At 38.0% G+C, this 19,674-nt stretch carries 19 protein-coding genes, 1 rRNA gene and 1 riboswitch; of the genes, 18 read left to right on the top strand and 2 right to left on the bottom strand.

Going from position 1 to position 19,674, the window contains the following annotated elements; translation table 11 throughout:
- Positions 1–67 precede the first annotated feature (67 nt).
- The 15 genes from rrf (at position 68) to purD (ending at position 14,384) form a co-directional block, all read left to right on the top strand.
- Positions 68–184 (top strand): 5S ribosomal RNA (gene rrf / locus BCI01S_RS23990).
- A 246-nt stretch (positions 185–430) separates the two neighbouring features.
- On the top strand, positions 431–976 hold the full coding sequence (locus BCI01S_RS23985) for a DUF2179 domain-containing protein (protein ID WP_047944723.1): 546 nt from the start codon (positions 431–433) through the stop codon (positions 974–976).
- Positions 969–1,166, top strand: coding sequence for an NETI motif-containing protein (locus tag BCI01S_RS23980; protein ID WP_047944722.1), 198 nt, complete (start codon positions 969–971; stop codon positions 1,164–1,166). The genes BCI01S_RS23985 and BCI01S_RS23980 overlap by 8 nt, the downstream gene beginning before the upstream one ends.
- 110 nt (positions 1,167–1,276) lie before the next feature.
- Positions 1,277–1,378, top strand: a riboswitch (purine riboswitch).
- Between the two features lie 123 nt (positions 1,379–1,501).
- Positions 1,502–1,990 (top strand): 5-(carboxyamino)imidazole ribonucleotide mutase, encoded by a 489-nt coding sequence (purE, locus tag BCI01S_RS23975; protein ID WP_061801301.1) that lies wholly within the window; start codon positions 1,502–1,504, stop codon positions 1,988–1,990.
- Positions 1,977–3,131 carry a 5-(carboxyamino)imidazole ribonucleotide synthase gene (gene purK / locus BCI01S_RS23970; RefSeq protein WP_172885216.1) on the top strand — a complete coding sequence of 385 codons (1,155 nt, stop codon included), beginning with the start codon at positions 1,977–1,979 and terminating at the stop codon, positions 3,129–3,131. Before purE ends, purK begins: the two co-directional genes overlap by 14 nt.
- A gap of 3 nt (positions 3,132–3,134) precedes the next feature.
- Positions 3,135–4,427 carry an adenylosuccinate lyase gene (purB, locus tag BCI01S_RS23965; RefSeq protein ID WP_047944719.1) on the top strand — a complete coding sequence of 431 codons (1,293 nt, stop codon included), beginning with the start codon at positions 3,135–3,137 and terminating at the stop codon, positions 4,425–4,427.
- Between the two features lie 136 nt (positions 4,428–4,563).
- Positions 4,564–5,283 carry a phosphoribosylaminoimidazolesuccinocarboxamide synthase gene (purC, locus tag BCI01S_RS23960; RefSeq protein WP_061801300.1) on the top strand — a complete coding sequence of 240 codons (720 nt, stop codon included), beginning with the start codon at positions 4,564–4,566 and terminating at the stop codon, positions 5,281–5,283.
- Positions 5,276–5,530, top strand: a complete 255-nt coding sequence (gene purS / locus BCI01S_RS23955; protein ID WP_047944717.1) for a phosphoribosylformylglycinamidine synthase subunit PurS — start codon at positions 5,276–5,278, stop codon at positions 5,528–5,530. Before purC ends, purS begins: the two co-directional genes overlap by 8 nt.
- Positions 5,527–6,213 (top strand): phosphoribosylformylglycinamidine synthase subunit PurQ, encoded by a 687-nt coding sequence (gene purQ, locus BCI01S_RS23950; RefSeq protein ID WP_047944716.1) that lies wholly within the window; start codon positions 5,527–5,529, stop codon positions 6,211–6,213. Before purS ends, purQ begins: the two co-directional genes overlap by 4 nt.
- Complete coding sequence (gene purL, locus BCI01S_RS23945) at positions 6,197–8,413, top strand: phosphoribosylformylglycinamidine synthase subunit PurL (protein WP_047944714.1); 2,217 nt, start codon at positions 6,197–6,199, stop codon at positions 8,411–8,413. Before purQ ends, purL begins: the two co-directional genes overlap by 17 nt.
- Positions 8,398–9,810, top strand: a complete 1,413-nt coding sequence (purF, locus tag BCI01S_RS23940) for an amidophosphoribosyltransferase (RefSeq protein WP_047944712.1) — start codon at positions 8,398–8,400, stop codon at positions 9,808–9,810. The genes purL and purF overlap by 16 nt, the downstream gene beginning before the upstream one ends.
- A gap of 79 nt (positions 9,811–9,889) precedes the next feature.
- On the top strand, positions 9,890–10,921 hold the full coding sequence (purM, locus tag BCI01S_RS23935; protein ID WP_047944711.1) for a phosphoribosylformylglycinamidine cyclo-ligase: 1,032 nt from the start codon (positions 9,890–9,892) through the stop codon (positions 10,919–10,921).
- Between the two features lie 16 nt (positions 10,922–10,937).
- Positions 10,938–11,519, top strand: a complete 582-nt coding sequence (gene purN / locus BCI01S_RS23930; RefSeq protein WP_047944710.1) for a phosphoribosylglycinamide formyltransferase — start codon at positions 10,938–10,940, stop codon at positions 11,517–11,519.
- A 43-nt stretch (positions 11,520–11,562) separates the two neighbouring features.
- Positions 11,563–13,098, top strand: coding sequence for a bifunctional phosphoribosylaminoimidazolecarboxamide formyltransferase/IMP cyclohydrolase (gene purH / locus BCI01S_RS23925; protein ID WP_047944709.1), 1,536 nt, complete (start codon positions 11,563–11,565; stop codon positions 13,096–13,098).
- A 29-nt stretch (positions 13,099–13,127) separates the two neighbouring features.
- Positions 13,128–14,384 carry a phosphoribosylamine--glycine ligase gene (gene purD / locus BCI01S_RS23920; RefSeq protein WP_047944708.1) on the top strand — a complete coding sequence of 419 codons (1,257 nt, stop codon included), beginning with the start codon at positions 13,128–13,130 and terminating at the stop codon, positions 14,382–14,384.
- Positions 14,385–14,593: 209 nt separating this feature from the next.
- Here purD and BCI01S_RS23915 read toward each other — a convergent pair whose 3' ends face one another.
- Positions 14,594–15,478, bottom strand: a complete 885-nt coding sequence (locus BCI01S_RS23915; protein WP_047944706.1) for an SDR family oxidoreductase — start codon at positions 15,476–15,478, stop codon at positions 14,594–14,596.
- A gap of 114 nt (positions 15,479–15,592) precedes the next feature.
- Positions 15,593–15,967 (bottom strand): YgaP-like transmembrane domain, encoded by a 375-nt coding sequence (locus tag BCI01S_RS26420; RefSeq protein ID WP_082138451.1) that lies wholly within the window; start codon positions 15,965–15,967, stop codon positions 15,593–15,595.
- Between the two features lie 174 nt (positions 15,968–16,141).
- On the opposite strand from BCI01S_RS26420, the gene BCI01S_RS23905 reads away from it, so the two are divergent.
- From BCI01S_RS23905 to BCI01S_RS23895, 3 genes are all read left to right on the top strand, one after another.
- Positions 16,142–17,887, top strand: a complete 1,746-nt coding sequence (locus BCI01S_RS23905; protein ID WP_047944705.1) for an adenine deaminase C-terminal domain-containing protein — start codon at positions 16,142–16,144, stop codon at positions 17,885–17,887.
- Positions 17,888–18,021: 134 nt separating this feature from the next.
- Positions 18,022–19,065, top strand: coding sequence for a DUF3048 domain-containing protein (locus tag BCI01S_RS23900; protein ID WP_061801299.1), 1,044 nt, complete (start codon positions 18,022–18,024; stop codon positions 19,063–19,065).
- 55 nt (positions 19,066–19,120) lie between these two features.
- Entirely contained in the window at positions 19,121–19,435 is a 315-nt protein-coding gene (locus BCI01S_RS23895) for a YerC/YecD family TrpR-related protein (protein WP_047944701.1), read from the top strand.
- Positions 19,436–19,674 lie beyond the last annotated feature (239 nt).

Genomic DNA, 19,674 nt, shown 5'->3' with positions numbered 1-19,674 from the left:
TTGATTACTCATTCTTTCTTTTTACTTCATAATCTAGTTTTGAGGGAACAACCTCACAAATAAATAGTCTGGTGGCGATAGCGAGAAGGTCACACCCGTTCCCATACCGAACACGGAAGTTAAGCTTCTCAGCGCCGATGGTAGTTGGGGGTTCTCCCCCTGTGAGAGTAGGACGTCGCCAGGCACTAAAAGACCTAAAAGCAATATGCTTTTAGGTCTTTTTCTATACTAAATATTATTTGAATTATAAATCTGATTTTAGGGATTAATTTAGATAGGAAATAAAAAAATCCTACTTTCTTCTATAATATATTAATTTTTCTGATTTATCTGTCTTCTAGATGTAGAGGTAAGATTGTTTACTTCTCTCTAATTAGGTAATTATAAGTATAATATAGGATTATTAATACATCTGGGAGTGAGAAAGTACATGCTTGAAAATAGTGTTACAATGATATTGATTATTCTTGTAATTAATATTGTTTATGTTTCTTTTTTTACGATACGAATGATTTTAACTTTAAAGGGACAAAGATACTTAGCTGCCTTCATCAGTATGATTGAGGTAGTCATTTATGTTATTGGATTAGGGCTGGTTTTAGATAATTTAGATCAAATTCAAAACTTGCTTGCCTACGCTATTGGTTATGGAATAGGAGTCATTGTAGGGATGAAGATCGAGGAAAAACTGGCTTTAGGATATATAACAGTAAATGTTATTACAAAGGAATATGATCGAGATTTGCCGAAGTCCTTAAGAACACAGGGATATGGAGTAACAACGTGGACTGCACAAGGATTAGAAGGCGACCGTATGGCTTTGCAGATATTGACTCCTCGAAAATATGAATTAAAATTATATCAAACAATTAAAGAATTAGACCCAAAGGCATTTATAATTGCATATGAGCCTAAAACAATTTATGGCGGGTTCTGGGTGAAAAGTGTTAAGAAAGGAAAGTTATTTAATGAGTAAGAAAAAAAGATTTGAAGTGCAAACAAATGAGTCGATTGATGACTGTTTAGACAGAATGAAACAGGAAGGCTATATGCCAATAAAGCGGATGGAAAAGCCTGTTTTTAAAGAAGTAAAGGTAAATGGTCAAATGTCTTATGAGCCTGTGTCACAGCAAATAATCTTTGAAGCTATCCAGTTAGAAGGTTAAATCACGAACAATAAAAATAAAACTATATTAATTGTTCGACATTTAGTGTTGACAATATATAAATATGCTTGTTAAGATGGTATAGTGTTAACTAACAGATAAACGAATTAATTGTTTAATTAAATAGCCCTCATATAATAATGGGAATATGGCCCATAAGTTTCTACCCGGTAACCGTAAAATACTGGACTATGAGGGAAAGTGAATGAAAAAGAGCTGAAAAAAGTAGAAACCTACTTTATTCAGGTTTATTTAAGCTCTGGACAGAACTTTCTCTCTTTTAGTGAAGAAGTTTTCTGTCTAGGGCTTTTTAAATAGGAATCAGGGGGGAGAGCATGACCGCATCAGTTGGTATTATCATGGGGAGTAAATCAGATTGGGAAACAATGAAGCATGCTTGCAGCATATTAGATCAACTGGAAGTAGATTACGAGAAAAAGGTAGTCTCTGCTCATCGTACTCCTGACTTAATGTTTCAATATGCCGAAAGCGCGAGAGATAGAGGAATTAAAGTAATTATTGCTGGTGCAGGAGGAGCAGCACATCTTCCAGGGATGGTTGCAGCTAAGACAACTTTGCCTGTTATAGGAGTTCCTGTTCAATCAAGAGCTTTAAATGGGCTGGATTCATTATTGTCAATTGTACAAATGCCTGGAGGAGTTCCTGTAGCTACTGTAGCAATTGGAAAAGCTGGGGCAACTAATGCAGGACTTCTTGCAGCCCAAATCCTTGGTGCTTCAGATTTAGAATTAGCAGAAAGACTTTTTTCCATGAGAGAAAGAACAAAAAAAGAAGTGATGGAAAGTAGTGATGAGCTTGTCTAATCGAGTAATCTTACCAGGGCAGACGATTGGCATTATAGGTGGCGGTCAGTTAGGGCGGATGATGGCAATTGCGGCAAAAGCACAAGGGTTTAGAATAGCTGTATTAGATCCGACTGAAGACTCTCCTTGTGGGCAGATAGCTGATTATAAAATAGTAGATGCTTATGATAGTCTATCTGCTATTAAGAAGCTGGCAGAGATTAGTGATGTCATTACGTATGAATTTGAAAATATAGATGCGGTTTGTCTCAAATGGCTAACCAATAATGCGTATGTTCCTCAGGGTTCAGCTTTATTAGAAATAACGCAAGACCGGGTAAAGGAAAAAAAGGCAATCGAACAGGCTGATATTAATATAGCTCCATATGTTGTGGTAGAGAAAGCAAGGGATATTTATAATGGATTAGCAGAATTAGGCTATCCAGCTGTTTTAAAAACGGCTCGTGGAGGTTATGATGGAAAAGGCCAATATGTTATTAAAGAAAGCAGTCAAATAGCAGAAGCGGAAAAGCTTTTGAACAATGGAGTCTGTGTATTAGAAAAATGGATTTCTTTTAATAAGGAAATATCAGTTATTATCACTAGAAGTGGAAAGGGAGAAGCTACTGTTTTTCCAGTTAGTGAAAATATTCATCTTAATAATATTTTGCATGAATCAATTGTTCCAGCTCGCATTAGTGACTTAGCAAAGGACTTAGCGATAGAAAAGGCAAGTAAGCTTGCTGAAAATCTAGATTTAGTAGGAACATTAGCAGTAGAAATGTTTCTGACAGAGGATGAAGAGATTTATATTAATGAGTTGGCTCCTAGACCACATAACTCTGGGCATTATACAATTGAGGCATGCGAGACTTCACAGTTTGAGCAGCATATCCGTGCGGTGTGCAATTGGCCGTTAGCAAGCACTAGATTATTAAGACCTGCTGTTATGGTTAATATTCTCGGTCAGCACCAAGGAAAGGTAATCGGACAAATTCCTGAGTTACAGGATTGGAAGATTCATCTTTATGGAAAACAGGATCCTAAAGAAAATAGAAAGATGGGGCATGCTACTTTGCTTCGTTCTTCTGTTGAAATGGCTTTGGATGAAATCGAGAATACGCACATATGGAAGGTACAGAAAGAAAAAATCGGAGGATAAACAATGATTGATCGTTACACAAGACCCGAAATGGGAAACATTTGGACAGAGGAAAATCGCTTTAAAGCATGGTTAGAGGTAGAAATTTTAGCATGTGAGGCTTGGGTAAAGCTTGGTGAGATTCCAGAAGAGGATGTAAAAAAAATCCGTGAAAATGCTTCTTTTGATATCGAGCGTATTAAAGAAATAGAAATGGATACAAGACATGATGTTGTAGCATTTACTAGAGCGGTATCGGAAACGCTTGGAGAAGAACGAAAATGGGTGCATTATGGTTTAACTTCTACAGATGTTGTAGATACAGCACTTTCCTACTTAATTAAACAAGCAAATGAAATTTTGTTAAAAGACATAGAGAACTTTATTGAAATTCTGAAGAATAAAGCACAAGAGCATAAATACACCGTTATGATGGGGCGTACACATGGGGTGCATGCAGAACCAACTACTTTTGGTTTAAAGCTTGCTTTATGGCATGAGGAAATGAAACGTAACCTTGAGAGATTTAAGGCAGCTGCTGAAGGAATTGAATATGGCAAAATTTCTGGTGCAGTTGGAACTTATGCAAATATTGATCCTTTTGTAGAACAATATGTATGTAAAGAATTGGGGATTAAGCCAGCTCCGATTTCTACGCAAACATTACAGCGTGATCGTCATGCGGATTATATGTCAACACTAGCATTAATCGCTACATCTATTGAAAAATTTGCAGTGGAAATTCGTGGACTGCAAAAAAGTGAAACTAGAGAAGTGGAAGAGTTTTTCGCCAAAGGACAAAAAGGTTCCTCGGCTATGCCGCATAAGCGTAACCCAATTGGTTCAGAAAACATGGCAGGTCTTGCTCGTGTTATACGTGGCTATATGCTGACTGCCTATGAAAATGTTCCTCTATGGCATGAAAGAGATATTTCTCATTCATCTGCAGAGCGAATCATTATTCCTGATGCAACAATTGCCTTAAATTATATGTTAAATCGTTTTGGCAATATCGTGAAAAATTTAACTGTATTCCCAGAGAATATGAAACGTAATATGGATCGTACGCTTGGCTTAATTTACTCACAACGAGTATTACTTGCTCTAATTGATAAGGGGCTTACAAGAGAAGAGGCGTATGATACTGTACAGCCTAGAGCAATGGAATCATGGGAAAAGCAAGTACCGTTCCGTGAGCTGGTGGATAATGATGCAGTCATTTCTTCTAAGTTAACAAAAGAAGAGATTGATGATTGTTTTGATTATCACTTCCATATTAAACATGTTGATACGATTTTTGATCGTCTTGGCCTATAAAAAAATAAGAGCTGTCACATAAAATGACAGCTCTACTATAAATTATGAAAACAGAATATACCGAATTTTGAGTAAGGAATTACAAGTTAGAATTTTTCGTTTTATCCCTAATTTTTTTGATAAGGAGACTCTTCAAATGGAAAAGAGAGCTTTATTGTATGAAGGAAAAGCAAAAAGAGTGTATGAAACTTCGGATGAGAATATAGTTTGGCTGGAATATAAGGATTCCGCTACTGCCTTTAATGGAGAGAAGAAAGCAACTATTACAGGCAAAGGTCGATTAAATAATGAGATTACTAGTTTATTATTCTTAAAGTTAAAAGACTTTGGTATTCCATCGCATTTCGTGAAAAAATTGTCAGAAACAGAACAGCTTGTGAAAAAAGTAGACATTATTCCGTTAGAAGTAGTTGTTCGAAATTTAGCAGCAGGCAGTTTTTCAAAAAGATTAGGAATAAAAGAGGGGATTTCGTTATCAAAACCGCTAGTTGAGTTTTACTACAAAGATGATGCATTAGGTGACCCCATGATTACGGAGGACCATATCGAAGAATTAAAGCTTGCCTCAACAGAGGAAGTTGCCATTTTAAAGAAGAAGGCATTGGAAGTAAATGAAGTATTATGCAGGTTGTTTGGAGAATTGGGAATTAACCTAGTTGATTTTAAATTAGAATTTGGCAAAGACAAAGAGGGAAATGTTCTTCTTGCTGATGAAATTTCGCCAGATACATGCCGCCTTTGGGATAAAGAAACAAATGCGAAATTAGATAAAGATGTATTTCGCCGCGATTTAGGAAATTTAACAGATGCATATGAAAATATTTTAGGGAGACTAGGGGGAAGTCAATATGTTTAAGGTTAAAGTATATATCACATTAAGAGAAAGTGTATTAGATCCACAAGGAAATGCGGTAAAAGGATCCCTACATTCATTAAATTATAAACAAGTAGAAGATGTCCGTATCGGGAAGTACTTAGAATTAACGATTGATAAATCAGAACGAAATATCGATGAACTAGTGAAGGAAATGTGCGAAAAGTTACTTGCTAATACTGTGATTGAAGATTACCGCTATGAGGTGGAGGAGGTTGTTGCACAGTGAAGTTTGCAGTAATCGTATTTCCAGGGTCCAATTGTGATGTTGATATGTTCCATGCGGTGAAAGATGAGCTTGGGGAAGAAGTAGAATACGTATGGCATGATACAGACAGCTTAGAAGGCTTTGATGGAATTTTGCTGCCTGGGGGATTCTCATATGGTGACTATCTTCGTACAGGAGCAATTGCAAGATTCAGTAATGTAATGAAAGAAGTAGTGAAAGCAGCAGAAGCAGGCAAACCAGTTCTCGGTGTATGTAATGGATTCCAAATATTATTAGAAGCAGGTTTACTGCCTGGCGCAATGCGAAGAAATGAAAGCTTAAAGTTTATCTGTAAGCCAGTTGAACTGCAAGTAGTGAATAATCGTACAATGTTTTCTTCTGAATATGATGTAAATGAAGTAATCACAGTACCAATTGCGCATGGAGAAGGGAATTACTACTGTGATGAAAAAACATTAGCAAACTTAAAAGCAAACAACCAAATTGTCTTTACTTATAATGGTACAAATCCAAACGGAAGTTTAGAAAATATTGCGGGAATCACAAATGAAAAAGGAAATGTCCTTGGCATGATGCCACATCCAGAAAGAGCGGTAGATGAGCTATTAGGTGGAGCAGATGGTCTGAAAATATTTAAATCAATCGTTAGTCAGTGGAGGGAAGCAAATGTCGTTAATGCTTGAACCAAGTCCAGAACAAATTAAATCAGAAGAAATTTACAAACAAATGGGTGTGACGGATGAAGAGTTTGCGATGGTAGAAGGAATTCTTGGCCGTCTTCCTAACTATACGGAGATTGGGTTATTTTCTGTTATGTGGTCAGAACATTGCAGTTATAAAAATTCGAAGCCAGTATTAAGAAAATTCCCAACTACAGGATCTCAAGTGTTACAAGGGCCTGGCGAGGGTGCAGGAATTGTAGATATTGGCGATGGTCAAGCGGTTGCGTTTAAAATCGAGAGTCACAACCATCCATCTGCTATAGAACCATATCAAGGTGCTGCAACAGGCGTAGGTGGAATTATCCGTGATGTCTTCTCCATGGGAGCAAGACCAATTGCTATTCTTAACTCTTTACGCTTCGGTGAATTAGATAATGAACGGACAAAATATCTTTTTAGAGAAGTAGTTGCTGGAATTGCTGGCTATGGTAACTGTATAGGGATTCCAACAGTTGGTGGAGAAATTGCATTTGATGATTCCTATGCTGGAAATCCTCTTGTAAATGCGATGTGTGTTGGTTTAATTAATCATGAGGATATTAAAAAAGGCCAAGCGCATGGTGTCGGGAATACGGTGATGTATGTTGGAGCCAAAACAGGACGTGACGGTATTCATGGTGCGACATTTGCATCTGAGGAATTAACAGAGAACTCAGATGAAAAGCGTCCAGCAGTACAAGTTGGGGATCCATTTATGGAAAAGCTTCTTCTTGAAGCATGTCTTGAACTGATTCAATCAGATGCATTAGTTGGTATTCAGGATATGGGTGCTGCAGGACTGGCAAGCTCTAGTGCAGAAATGGCGAGTAAAGCCGGCTCTGGTATTGAAATGAATTTAGATTTAGTACCACAGCGTGAGACAGGAATGACTGCTTATGAAATGATGCTTTCTGAATCACAAGAACGTATGTTGATTGTCGTAAAAAAAGGAAGAGAACAAGAAATTAAAGATCTTTTCCATAAATATGATTTAGAAGCAGTAGCAATTGGTGTTGTAACAGATGATAAAATGCTTCGTCTTCTTCATAAAGGAGAAATAGTAGCAAATGTTCCTGCAGATGCTTTAGCAGAGGATGCTCCTGTCTATCATAAGCCATCTAGTGAACCAACATATTATCGCGAGTTCCAAGCAATGGAAAACTATATTCCTACCGTAAATAACTATGGAGAAACACTTCTTAATCTGTTAAAACAGCCTACAATTGCAAGCAAAGAGTGGGTTTATAATCAATATGACTATATGGTTCGTACGAATACAGTAGTGGCGCCAGGTTCTGATGCAGCTGTAGTACGTATTCGCGGAACGAAAAAGGCATTAGCGATGACAACGGACTGTAATGCAAGATATTTATACTTAGATCCAGAAACAGGCGGCAAGATTGCAGTAGCAGAAGCAGCACGTAATATTGTTTGTTCTGGGGCAGAACCACTTGCCATTACAGATAACTTAAATTTTGGAAATCCAGAGAAACCAGAGATTTTCTGGCAAATTGAAAAAGCGGCAGATGGAATCAGTGAAGCTTGCTTAGCTTTGAATGCACCAGTAATCGGCGGGAATGTCTCTTTATATAATGAAACAAATGGAACAGCTATCTATCCTACTCCTGTCATTGGCATGGTCGGATTAATAAAGGATACGAAAGACATTACTACACAAAGCTTTAAATCTGCTGGTGACTTAATTTATGTGCTCGGGGAAACAAAAGCAGAGTTTGGCGGAAGTGAGCTGCAAAAAATGCTTGAAGGAACTATTTCTGGCAAGGCACCTTCCTTAGATTTAGAGCTTGAAAAAACGTATCAGCAAGCAGTGCTGGAGGCAATTCGTGCAGGCGTTGTAGAATCTGCTCACGATTTAGCTGAAGGCGGGTTAGCAGTTGCTGTTGCGGAAAGCTTAATCAGCTCAAAAGGCTTAGGAGCAAAAGTAAATGTTACAGAAGATGCTGTAACAGCACTTTTTAGTGAATCACAATCACGTTTCTTGCTTTCAATTAAACCAGAAAACAAAGAGACTTTTGAAAAATTAGTTCCTGCTACACTAGTAGGAGAAGTTACAGATACAGCCGTTCTTACCATTAGCCAAGGGGAAACTATTCTAGTAAATGAGCAGGTTGATTCATTAACGAACGCCTGGAGAGGAGCAATTCCATGCTTGCTGAAATAAGAGGGTTAAATGAGGAATGTGGCATTTTTGGTGTCTGGGGACATGAGGATGCATCTCAATTGGCATATTATGGACTGCATAGCTTACAGCATCGTGGTCAAGAAGGCACTGGCATTGTAGCAACAGATGGTGAAAAATTAAAGGGAATCAAGGGAGAGGGATTAGTCTCTGAAATTTTCACGCAAGAAGCAATAAAAGAATTAAGTGGAAAAGCAGCAATAGGTCATGTGCGTTATGCAACAGCAGGAGGAGGAGGCTATGAAAATGTCCAGCCTCTTCTGTTCCACTTCCAAAGCGGAAGTATGGCACTTGCTCACAACGGAAACCTAGTAAATGCGACAGCTTTAAAAAGCCAGCTAGAAGCACAAGGAAGTATTTTTCAAACAAGCTCTGATACAGAGGTGCTTGCACATTTAATTAGAAGAGGCGGCTTTGCGGCTTTTAAGGAAAGAGTGAAAAATGCACTGACAATGATTAAAGGTGCCTATGCTTTTCTTATTTTAACGGAAACAGAATTAATGGTTGCCTTAGATCCAAATGGAATGCGTCCTCTTTCTTTAGGGAAATTAGGAGATGCTTATGTTGTTGCGTCTGAAACATGCGCCTTTGATGTCGTAGGAGCAGAGTTTGTTCGTGATATTTTGCCGGGAGAACTGTTGATCATTGATGACAATGGCTTTCGTTCAGAGATGTTTTCTGTCGCATCTAATATTGCAATGTGTACAATGGAGTATGTTTATTTTTCCAGACCTGATAGCAACATCAATGGGATCAATGTCCATACTGCGCGTAAAAATCTTGGGAAAAGATTAGCAATCGAAGCACCAATTGAAGCAGATGTAGTAACGGGAGTACCTGATTCTAGTATTTCTGCAGCAATCGGATATGCGGAAGCAACAGGAATACCGTACGAGCTTGGACTGATTAAAAATCGCTATGTTGGCAGAACATTTATTCAACCTTCGCAATCCCTTCGCGAGCAAGGTGTCAAGATGAAGCTTTCGGCTGTTCGGGGAGTGGTAGAAGGGAAAAGAGTAATAATGGTGGATGATTCTATTGTACGTGGTACAACAAGTAGACGTATTGTAACGATGCTAAGAGAAGCAGGAGCAACAGAAGTGCATGTATTAATCAGCTCTCCACCAATTAAAAATCCTTGTTTCTATGGAATTGATACATCTACTAAAGAAGAGCTAATAGCATCGAAATATTCCGTTGAAGAACTTCGTGAAATAATTGGTGCTGATTCTCTTATCTTCTTAAGCACAGAAGGAATGATTGATGCGATTGGCCGTACAGATGATGGAGAAAATAGAGGGCATTGTTTAGCTTGCTTTACTGGCAAGTACCCAACTGAAATTTATCCGAACGCTGATCATCCATATGAAAAAGTGTAACAATAACGGTAAATAAAAGAAAAGCGGCATGCGATGATGTCGCTTTTCCATTGAATTATCACAATTTAGGAGGCATAAAATGGCTGAGGCTTATAAACAAGCAGGCGTTAATATAGAAGCAGGCTATGAGGCAGTAACAAGAATGAAGAAGCATGTGAAGAAAACGATTCGCCCAGGCGTTCTGGGGGGATTAGGCGGATTTGGCGGCATGTTTGATTTATCTGTTCTAAATTTACAAAACCCCGTTTTGGTATCGGGGACAGATGGGGTAGGAACAAAGTTAATGCTTGCTTTTATGCTGGATAAGCACGATACGATTGGAATTGATGCTGTGGCAATGTGCGTAAATGATATCGTCGTCCAAGGGGCAGAACCAATCTATTTCCTTGACTATATTGCTTGTGGAAAAGCTGAGCCTAGTAAAATCGAGGCCATTGTCAAAGGAATTGCAGACGGTTGTGAGCAAGCCGGATGTGCGTTGGTTGGCGGAGAAACAGCTGAAATGCCGGGCATGTATGAGGAAGAAGAATATGATCTAGCAGGATTTGCTGTGGGAGCTTGTGAAAAAGAAAAAATTGTAACAGGTGAAAAAATCCAGGCAGGGGATGTCTTGATTGGTCTTGCTTCTAACGGTATTCATAGCAATGGCTATTCTCTAGTGCGAAAATTATTTTTCGAACAAGCGAATATGTCTTTATCTGATTATATCGAGGAATTCGGCTGTACATTAGGAGAAGAGTTAATCAAGCCGACTAGAATTTATGTAAAGCCCGTTCTTTCTGCTCTAAAAGAATTTGAAATTAAAGGTCTCGCTCATATTACTGGGGGAGGATTTATCGAAAATATTCCAAGAATGCTTCCAGATGGTTTGGGAATGGAATTGGACGAAGCTAATTGGGAAGTACCTGCTGTTTTTGAAAAAATGGAGAAAATTGGCGAAATCGATCGTAAAGAGATGTATAACATCTTTAATATGGGAACGGGAATGGTTCTTGCTGTAAGCAATGAGGACGAAGAACAGATCATTGATCACTTTACTCGAATAGGAGAAAAGGCGTATACAATTGGAAGAGTAACAGACGACGGGGAAATAAATATCATCCTCAAATAAAGGCGGAGGAATGTATATGAAGCGGATTGCTGTTTTTGCTTCTGGTAATGGATCTAACTTTCAGGCAATAATAAATGCAGTGAAACGAGGCGAATTAAATGCCTCTATTACTCTATTAGTTTCAGATAAACCAGGAGCTTATGTGATTGATAGAGCGATGAAAGAAGAAATTCCCACCTTTGTTTTTGCAGCGAAGAATTATCCAGAAAAAGCGGAGTATGAAAAAGAAATTTTAATGCATTTAGATAAGAATAAAATTGATTTAATTGTTCTTGCAGGATATATGAGATTAGTAGGCGACACACTTTTACAAGCTTATGCAGGAAAAATAATCAATATTCATCCATCTCTTCTGCCATCTTTCCCAGGCAAGGATGCCATAGGACAAGCAATAGAGGCAGGGGTCGAGCAAACGGGCATTACGATTCATTATGTGGATGCAGGAATGGATACCGGTCCCGTTATTGCGCAAGAATCCATTACCTTAACTGAAGAAGATACTAGGGAAAGCGTGCAAGAAAAAATCCAGGCGTTAGAGCACCAGTTATATCCAAAGGTAATTCAACAATTGCTCCATAAAGCAGAAGCATTTCATTAATAAGTACGTAATCAACAGGCATGAAATATCAGGAGGAATAATAATGAAAAAAAGAGCGTTAATTAGTGTTTCTGATAAAACAGGTATTACAGATTTTGCAAAAGAGCTTCATGAATTAGGTTTTGAGTTAATTTCGACAGGCGGAACAAAAAAGGCAATTCAAGATAGTGGGATTCCTGTAATGAGTGTTAGTGAAGTCACTGGCTTTCCTGAAATCCTAGAAGGTAGAGTGAAAACTTTAAATCCTTATATTCATGGAGGATTGCTTGCTAAATTCGATGAGCCTAGTCATGCTGCTCAATTAGAAGAGCATAAGATTGATCCAATTCAACTTGTATGTGTTAATTTATATCCTTTTCAACAAACGATTGCGAAGCCGGATGTAACAGTAGAAGATGCAATTGAAAATATTGATATTGGCGGACCAACAATGCTTCGTGCCTCGGCAAAAAATCATCAGTATGTAACAGTAGTGGTTGATCCTGTTGATTATCAAACGGTTATTTCGGAATTAAAGCAGAAAGCAGAAGTATCGTTTGAAACGAGACGCAGACTTGCAGCAAAGGTGTTCCGTCATACAGCTGCTTATGATGCGATGATTGCAGAATATATGACAGAGCTTACGGAAGAGGAAACACCAGAGAAATTAACGGTTACATATGAACTAAAACAATCTTTACGCTATGGAGAAAATCCACATCAAAAGGCAGCCTTTTACCGCAAGCCTTTAGGATCTGAATTTTCGATTGCAAATGCAACGCAACTGCACGGAAAAGAGCTGTCTTACAATAATATCAATGATGCAGATGCTGCTATCCAAATTGTAAAAGAATTTACAGATCCTGCTGCAGTTGCGATTAAACATAGTAATCCTTGTGGAGTTGGGACAGGCGAAGATATTTTCACAGCTTTTTCTAAAGCATATGAAGCAGATCCAGTCTCTATTTTTGGCGGGATTATTGCATTAAATAGAGAAGTAGATGCAGAGACAGCTAGGAAACTGCATGAAATTTTCTTAGAAATAGTAATTGCTCCTTCGTATTCCCAAGAAGCATTAGATATTTTACAAGCAAAGAAAAATATCCGTTTATTAACGATTCCTTTTGGAACAGGGAGCAGCAAAGAAATGAAATTCACTTCGATTGAGGGTGGATTATTAACACAAGATTTTGATCGCTATTCTCTAGAGGATGCTACCATCACCATTCCTACAGACAAGAAGCCTACAGACGAAGAGTGGGAAGCGCTGAAATTCGGATGGAAAATTGTGAAGCACGTTAAGTCAAATGCCATTGTAGTAAATAACAAAGAAATGACGCTAGGTGTCGGTGCAGGGCAAATGAATCGTGTTGGTTCTGCAAAAATTGCTTTAGAGCAAGCAGGAGAAAAAGCAGTAGGGGCAGTATTAGCATCAGATGCATTTTTCCCGATGGATGACACGGTTGAAGCGGCTGCAAAAGCGGGAGTAACAGCAATTATTCAAACAGGTGGAAGTATTCGTGACGAAGATTCCATCAAAAAAGCCAATGAATACGGAATTGCAATGGTATTAACAGGAGTAAGACATTTCAAACATTAATATCTTGAAAGCTTGGGGGATATAAAAGAATGAAAGTACTTGTTATTGGCCGCGGTGGTCGGGAGCATGCGATTTGTACAAAAGTAAGCGAAAGTGAAAAAGTTGAAACAGTTTTTGTAGCGCCAGGAAATGTAGGAATGACTGATGTGGCAGAGCGTGTTGCAATAGAAGAAACAGAGGTCGAAAAACTGGTTGATTTTGCACTTACGCAAAAGATTGATTTAACCATTGTCGGCCCAGAAGTACCGTTACTTCTGGGTGTAGTAGATGCATTTCAAGCAGCTGGCTTAAAAGTATTTGGTCCGAATCAACGTGCCGCAGAAATAGAAGGAAGCAAATCTTTTGCAAAAGATTTAATGAAGAAATATCAAATTCCAACAGGGGAATACCAAACCTTTTCGGATTATGAGGCGGCGAAAGCATATATTGAGGAAATGGGTGCACCAATTGTTATTAAAGCAGACGGATTAGCAGCAGGAAAAGGTGTAACCGTGGCTATGAACCTGGAAGAGGCACTAGAAAGCATCCAGGAAATGCTTGTTGGTGAAAAATTCGGAAGTGCATCTGCAACAGTCGTTATTGAAGAGTTTTTAGCCGGAGAAGAATTTTCTTTAATGTCCTTTGTGAATGGAGAAACTGTGATTCCGTTAGAAATTGCGCAAGATCATAAACGTGCTTTTGACGGAGATAAAGGGCCAAATACAGGGGGGATGGGGGCTTATTCTCCTGTTCCACATATTGATCCGGCAATCGTGCAAACTGCCATTGAAACAATAGTCAAACCAACTGCAAAAGCAATGATAGCAGAAGACAGAACGTTTACAGGTATTTTATACGCTGGCTTAATTGCAACAGATAAAGGTCCCAAAGTAATTGAGTTTAACGCAAGACTAGGGGACCCAGAAACACAAGTTATCTTGCCACGTATGAAGTCCGATTTAGTGGAAGTCATTTTATCTATTTTAAATGGAGAAACTCCATCGATTGAATGGTATGAAGAGGATATGCTAGGAGTAGTCATTGCGGCAAAAGGCTATCCAGGGGCATATGAAAAAGGTGCGGTTATCCAAGGATTAGATAAAATGGAGGATGTCTCTATTTTTCATGCAGGAACCGACCTAAGTGAAACTGGTGCATTTACCACGAATGGCGGACGTGTTTTGTTAGTTGCTGCTAAGAGCCGTACATTAAAAGCGGCACAGGATAAAGTATATAAGGAACTAGAGAAATTAGAAAGCGATGGTATTTTTTATCGAAAAGACATTGGCTTTAAAGCAATAAAATAAGAAGAAAACCCTGTATGCGAACTTTGTTGATTGCATATGGGGATTTTTTGTTATTTTAGTATGTTAATTGGATAACATACGTATATATAGTGAAAGGCAATAGAGAAAGGCTCTCTGTGCCCGGAAGCAGAAAAAGAAGGCTAAAAGGAAAAGAGGAAGCTCCTCTTAGTCCATTAACATAGGCAATGAAAGAACTTCCACTTTAAAATTTATGCTAATTCAATTCCGCCTGTTATACCGTATATTTGTGCGGTAACATAGCTAGATTCATCGGATGCTAAGAAAACATAAATACTAGATAGTTCGACTGGTTGTCCTGCTCGTTTTAATGGAGCTTGCTGACCGAACGTTGGGATGGCTTCACTTGGCTGTCCGCCTGTAATTTGTAAGGCAGTCCAAATTGGGCCTGGAGCAACGGAGTTTACCCGGATTCCTTTAGATGCTAATTGCTTGGCAAGTCCACGAGTAAAGCCATTGATAGCAAATTTAGATGGAGCATAATCTAGTAAATTTGGGCTAGGGTTATAGCCTTGAACAGACGTAGTTGTGATAATAGAAGCTCCCTTTGGTAAGTATGGAAGTGCTGCTTTCACTACCCAATAGAGAGAGAATACATTTACTTCGAAAGTTTTTCGTAGCTGCTCTGTAGAAAGTTCCATAATATCATCAACTGCTTGTTGTTTACCTGCAACTAAAGCTAATACATCGAGTCCACCAAGCTCATTATAGGCTTTGTCCACTAAGTCTTTACAGAAACTTTCATCACTTAAATCTCCAGGTATAAGAACAGCTTTTTGCCCTGCTGCTTCGACTAGCTTTTGTACTTCATCAGCATCTTCTTGTTCTTCTGGAAGGTAGTTAATCGCTACATCTGCACCTTCACGAGCATAAGCGATGGCAGCTGCACGCCCAATTCCAGAATCGCCACCGGTAACTAATATTTTTCGATTCTTTAATTTACCAGATCCTTGATAGCTAGTTTCTCCACAGTCAGGTTGGGGGTCCATTTTAGCTTGGACACCAGGAGGCTCCTGATATTGTTTTGGAAAGTTATCGTTATAGTATAGATCCAGTGGATTTTTCGGATTTGTCATTTGATCAGCTCCTTCGTTCATTTCTGTTATGCATTTACCACATCCAAGTAATCCTAAACCTATAATCAGTAAGAGATAAAGGCTATCCAATCTCTTGGATAGCCCATGTAGTGATTATTTTTTCATATCATCTGGGGAAAATATTTTCTCTGGACTAAATTGTTCCATCATCTCAGCAACTTCCTTAGATGACGAAGCAGATTTAGTGGTTTTACTATTACCAGATGAAGGTATATTGGAACCTTTACTTTTAGAATGGCTGTGCTCGGATTTTGGCATAATTGCATCCTTTTTCTCATAAAGAGCAACAATTGGACAATAACGAACAATCCCTTCTGCAATTTTCATTCCAGCAAGTAGAGCAATAAGTAAATAAGATTGTTTATAAGGCTTCTTGGCCATTTTTGCTGTGCTCCATGCGAGAAATGTAAAGCCGCAAGTAATTCGAATAAGCGCGTTAATCAAACTTATATTTTGTTTTGGATTCATAAGTTTCGTTCCTCCTACATAAATTTAACAAAACGGTAATATGAATTGTTACTTTATATGGTAAAATAATGTTAATCTTAGGAAATTCCATACAATTTCTTCATCAAATAAATAAAGAAAAATTGTTACATTTTTTTATATACAGGTTACAGATATGAAAAGGGAGGAAGCGTAGTGTTAGCTCAACGATATCGATGGAAAAACAAAGTTTTGCGTGACCATGTATCCATTTTGAATGGTGAAAAATCCCCTTCAATCGTTTTAAAGAATGCAACTTATTTAAATCAGGTCTTACGAAAGTGGTTTCTTGCTAATATATGGATATATCAAGATAGAATTATTTATGTGGGCAACGATATGCCCAAACAAATAGATCGAGCAGAAATTGTTGATTGCACTAATCTTTTTTTAGTTCCAGGGTACATTGAACCACATGCGCATCCTTTTCAAATTTATAATCCCCTAACATTAGCCCGATATACATCACAATTTGGAACAACGACACATATAAATGATAACTTAGTATTGGCTATGCAGTTAGAAAAAAAGAAAGCGTTTACTTTTTTGAACTTTATGAATGATATTCCTTCCACCATATTATGGTGGGGCAGGTATGATGCTCAAACAGAGTTACAAGAGGAAGAACTGGTATTTTCTCATGGGAATGTAAAAAGTTGGCTGGAGCATGAGGCAGTTATTCAAGGTGGAGAGCTAACGGGATGGCCGAGGCTTCTCGATGGTGACGATATGATGCTTCATTGGATGCAGGAGACGAAGAGATTAAGAAAAAGAATTGAGGGACATTTTCCAGGAGCATCGGAGAAAACACTGGCCAAATTGATGTTGCTCGGAGTGGATAGTGATCATGAAGCAATGACAGGGAAAGAAGTGTTAAATCGTTTGCTCCAAGGATACAAAGTTAGTCTTCGTTATTCGTCTATTCGCCCAGATTTACCGAAATTATTAAAGGAAATAAAAGAATTGGGAATTGAACATTATGATTATTTTATGTTAACAACAGATGGATCTCCTTCTTCCTTTTATGAAAATGGTCATATTGATCAGCTTATTCGGATTGCGATGAATCATGGCGTACCAGTAATAGATGCCTATAATATGGCAACCATTAATATCGCTAAATATCATGGAATGGAACATTTGCATGGGAATATTGCAACTGGAAGAGTCGCAAATATCAACTTTCTGAAGGATAAAAAAAATCCAACTCCTGTTTCTGTATTAGCCAAAGGAATTTGGGTGAAAAAAGATGGCAAAGAAATGAAAGAGGCGTATCCTCCTGTTGATTGGAAACAGTTTGATTTAAGTCCATTAGATATAAAGTGGAATGTAAATAGTCTTGATATGCAATTTTCGATGCCGTTTGGAATAAGCTTGGAAAATGCCGTCATTACAAAGCCATATTCCATTTCCATTAATGTTTCTGATACTATTCTGACAGAGGAACATGATGAATGTTATTTCATGTTGATTGACCGAGAAGGAGAATGGCGAATCAATACTTTATTAAAGGGCTTCTCCAATAGAATTGGAGGAATGGCTAGTTCTTATACAGGTGATGGAGATATTGTGTTATTAGGAAAAAGTCAAAAAGATATGATAACCGCATTTGAACGATTAAAAGAAATAGGCGGAGGGATTGTCTTAGTGAAAGACGGCAAGATTGATATAGAAATTCCTTTGCCATTAAGAGGGATGATGGCTTCCATGCCGATGGAAGAATTAATTGAAAAAGAAAAAGAACTATTCGAATATATAAAGGACAGAGGTTATCGTTATGAGGACCCAATTTATACAATTGTATTTTTTACCTCCACTCATTTACCATATATTCGAATAACCCAAAAAGGTTTATATGATGTAATGAATAAAACTGTACTCTTTCCAGCGATAATGCGTTAAAATATAAAAGAGTCCTGTTGTTTAATTAGAATATTCTGATATATTTAGTGGATAAAGTTCTATTCTCTTATAAGCAGAGTAGTTATATAGTCACAAACATTCCCATTGCACCGATAACAAAATAGGAGGGGGCTATGAAAAAAAGGTGGATTGTTTCTCTAATTCTGCTTTTTATCTTAACAGCCTGCAATAGTGAACCGAAAGATGTAGGAAAACATAATGGTAATCAGACCAGCAATGGAGCGAAGGATGAAGAGGGGATAACAGATCTTTCCACTTTGTATCCACTATCTGGGCTGCCAAGTAACACAGAAAGTACGAATCGTGCAGTTTCTGTTATGATTAATAATCATCCTAAAGCGAGACCTCAAACAGGACTGACAGAAGCAGATATTGTGTATGAAGTATTAGCAGAAGGAGAAGTTACCCGATTTCTAGCGATTTTTCAAAGTTCAAACCCTAAGCTTATTGGCCCTGTCCGTAGTTCCCGAGACTATTATATCGAGCTAGCAAAGGGTTATAATAGTTTATATATTGCTCATGGATATAGTCCAGAAGCAAAAAAACTACTTACAAACGGTTATATTGATAATTTAAATGGGATGGAGTATGATGGCACCCTCTTTAAAAGGTCCCCTGACCGAGTTGCACCTCATAATTCTTACATAAGCTTTGCTAATATTGAGAAGGGGGCAAATGCAAAGAATTATTCACTTAAGGGGGCACCAGAACCTTTGTTATTTTTAAATACAAAGGGGTTAGAGGAAATCGAGGGAGAAGAGTCAAGTTCGATTAGCATTAATTATGGGGAAAATCCAAACTATAATTCACAGTTTTTATATGATCAGGATGTCCAGAAATATATTCGTTTTTCAGATGGAGAACAAACAATAGATAATGAGACTAAGGCATCTGTTGCGGTAGATAATGTTTTTATTATTGAAACCAGTCATAAGGTTGTTGATAATAAAGGAAGGAAAGACATTGATTTACTATCTGGCGGCAATGCATATTTGTTACAGCATGGAAGATGGCAGGAAGTAAATTGGAAAAATATAAACGGGCGAATTCTCCCATTTAAAGAAGATAAACAAGTTGGACTCGTACCAGGAAAGACATGGATAAATATTATTCCTTCTACCCCAGGCCTAAAGAGTGCTGTTACGTTGAAAAAATGATTAAATAGTTTTTTAATCCATGGAGTAATTCATTAAGGAAAAAATGGAGGTTCCTATGCAAATAGATAAATTAAGAGGAAGAGAGTTGGATCAATTATTTGAGTCCATTCTCTCCCTAGAGAGTTTAGAAGAATGCTATCAGTTTTTTGATGATTTATGCACAGTGAATGAAATTCAATCACTGTCGCAGCGGTTAGAAGTTGCAAGGATGCTTCGAGAGGGCAATACTTATCATACAATTGAAAAAGAAACAGGTGCAAGTACCGCAACTATATCTCGTGTAAAACGATGCTTAAATTATGGTAACGACGCGTATGAATTAGCATTATCACGAATTAAGAAAGACGAACAGACCGAAACGGAAGAATAGGATAAAGGGGTGTCCCAAAAAAGATGAAGTCTAACGATTTTCTCTTTTCGGACAACCCCTTTTTTATTTTGAAAGAATAAACTTTCTTACTTGCTTTGTGAATCATGAAACAATTGCTTTGCCGATTTCGTCCAATAGTAAAAGTACTATAAATTCTAACCGGGTGCCCTGCGCTTTTCTTGAATGTCTAGCTCCGGCGCCTACCGCCTAGCAAACTTCAGGACACCTCCCTACGATAA

Source organism: Niallia circulans NBRC 13626 (genome assembly GCF_001591585.1).
GTDB classification, from domain to species: domain Bacteria; phylum Bacillota; class Bacilli; order Bacillales; family Cytobacillaceae; genus Niallia; species Niallia circulans.
The sequence above is the reverse complement of the archived record's forward strand: the minus strand, read 5'-3'. Positions and strand labels throughout refer to the sequence as shown.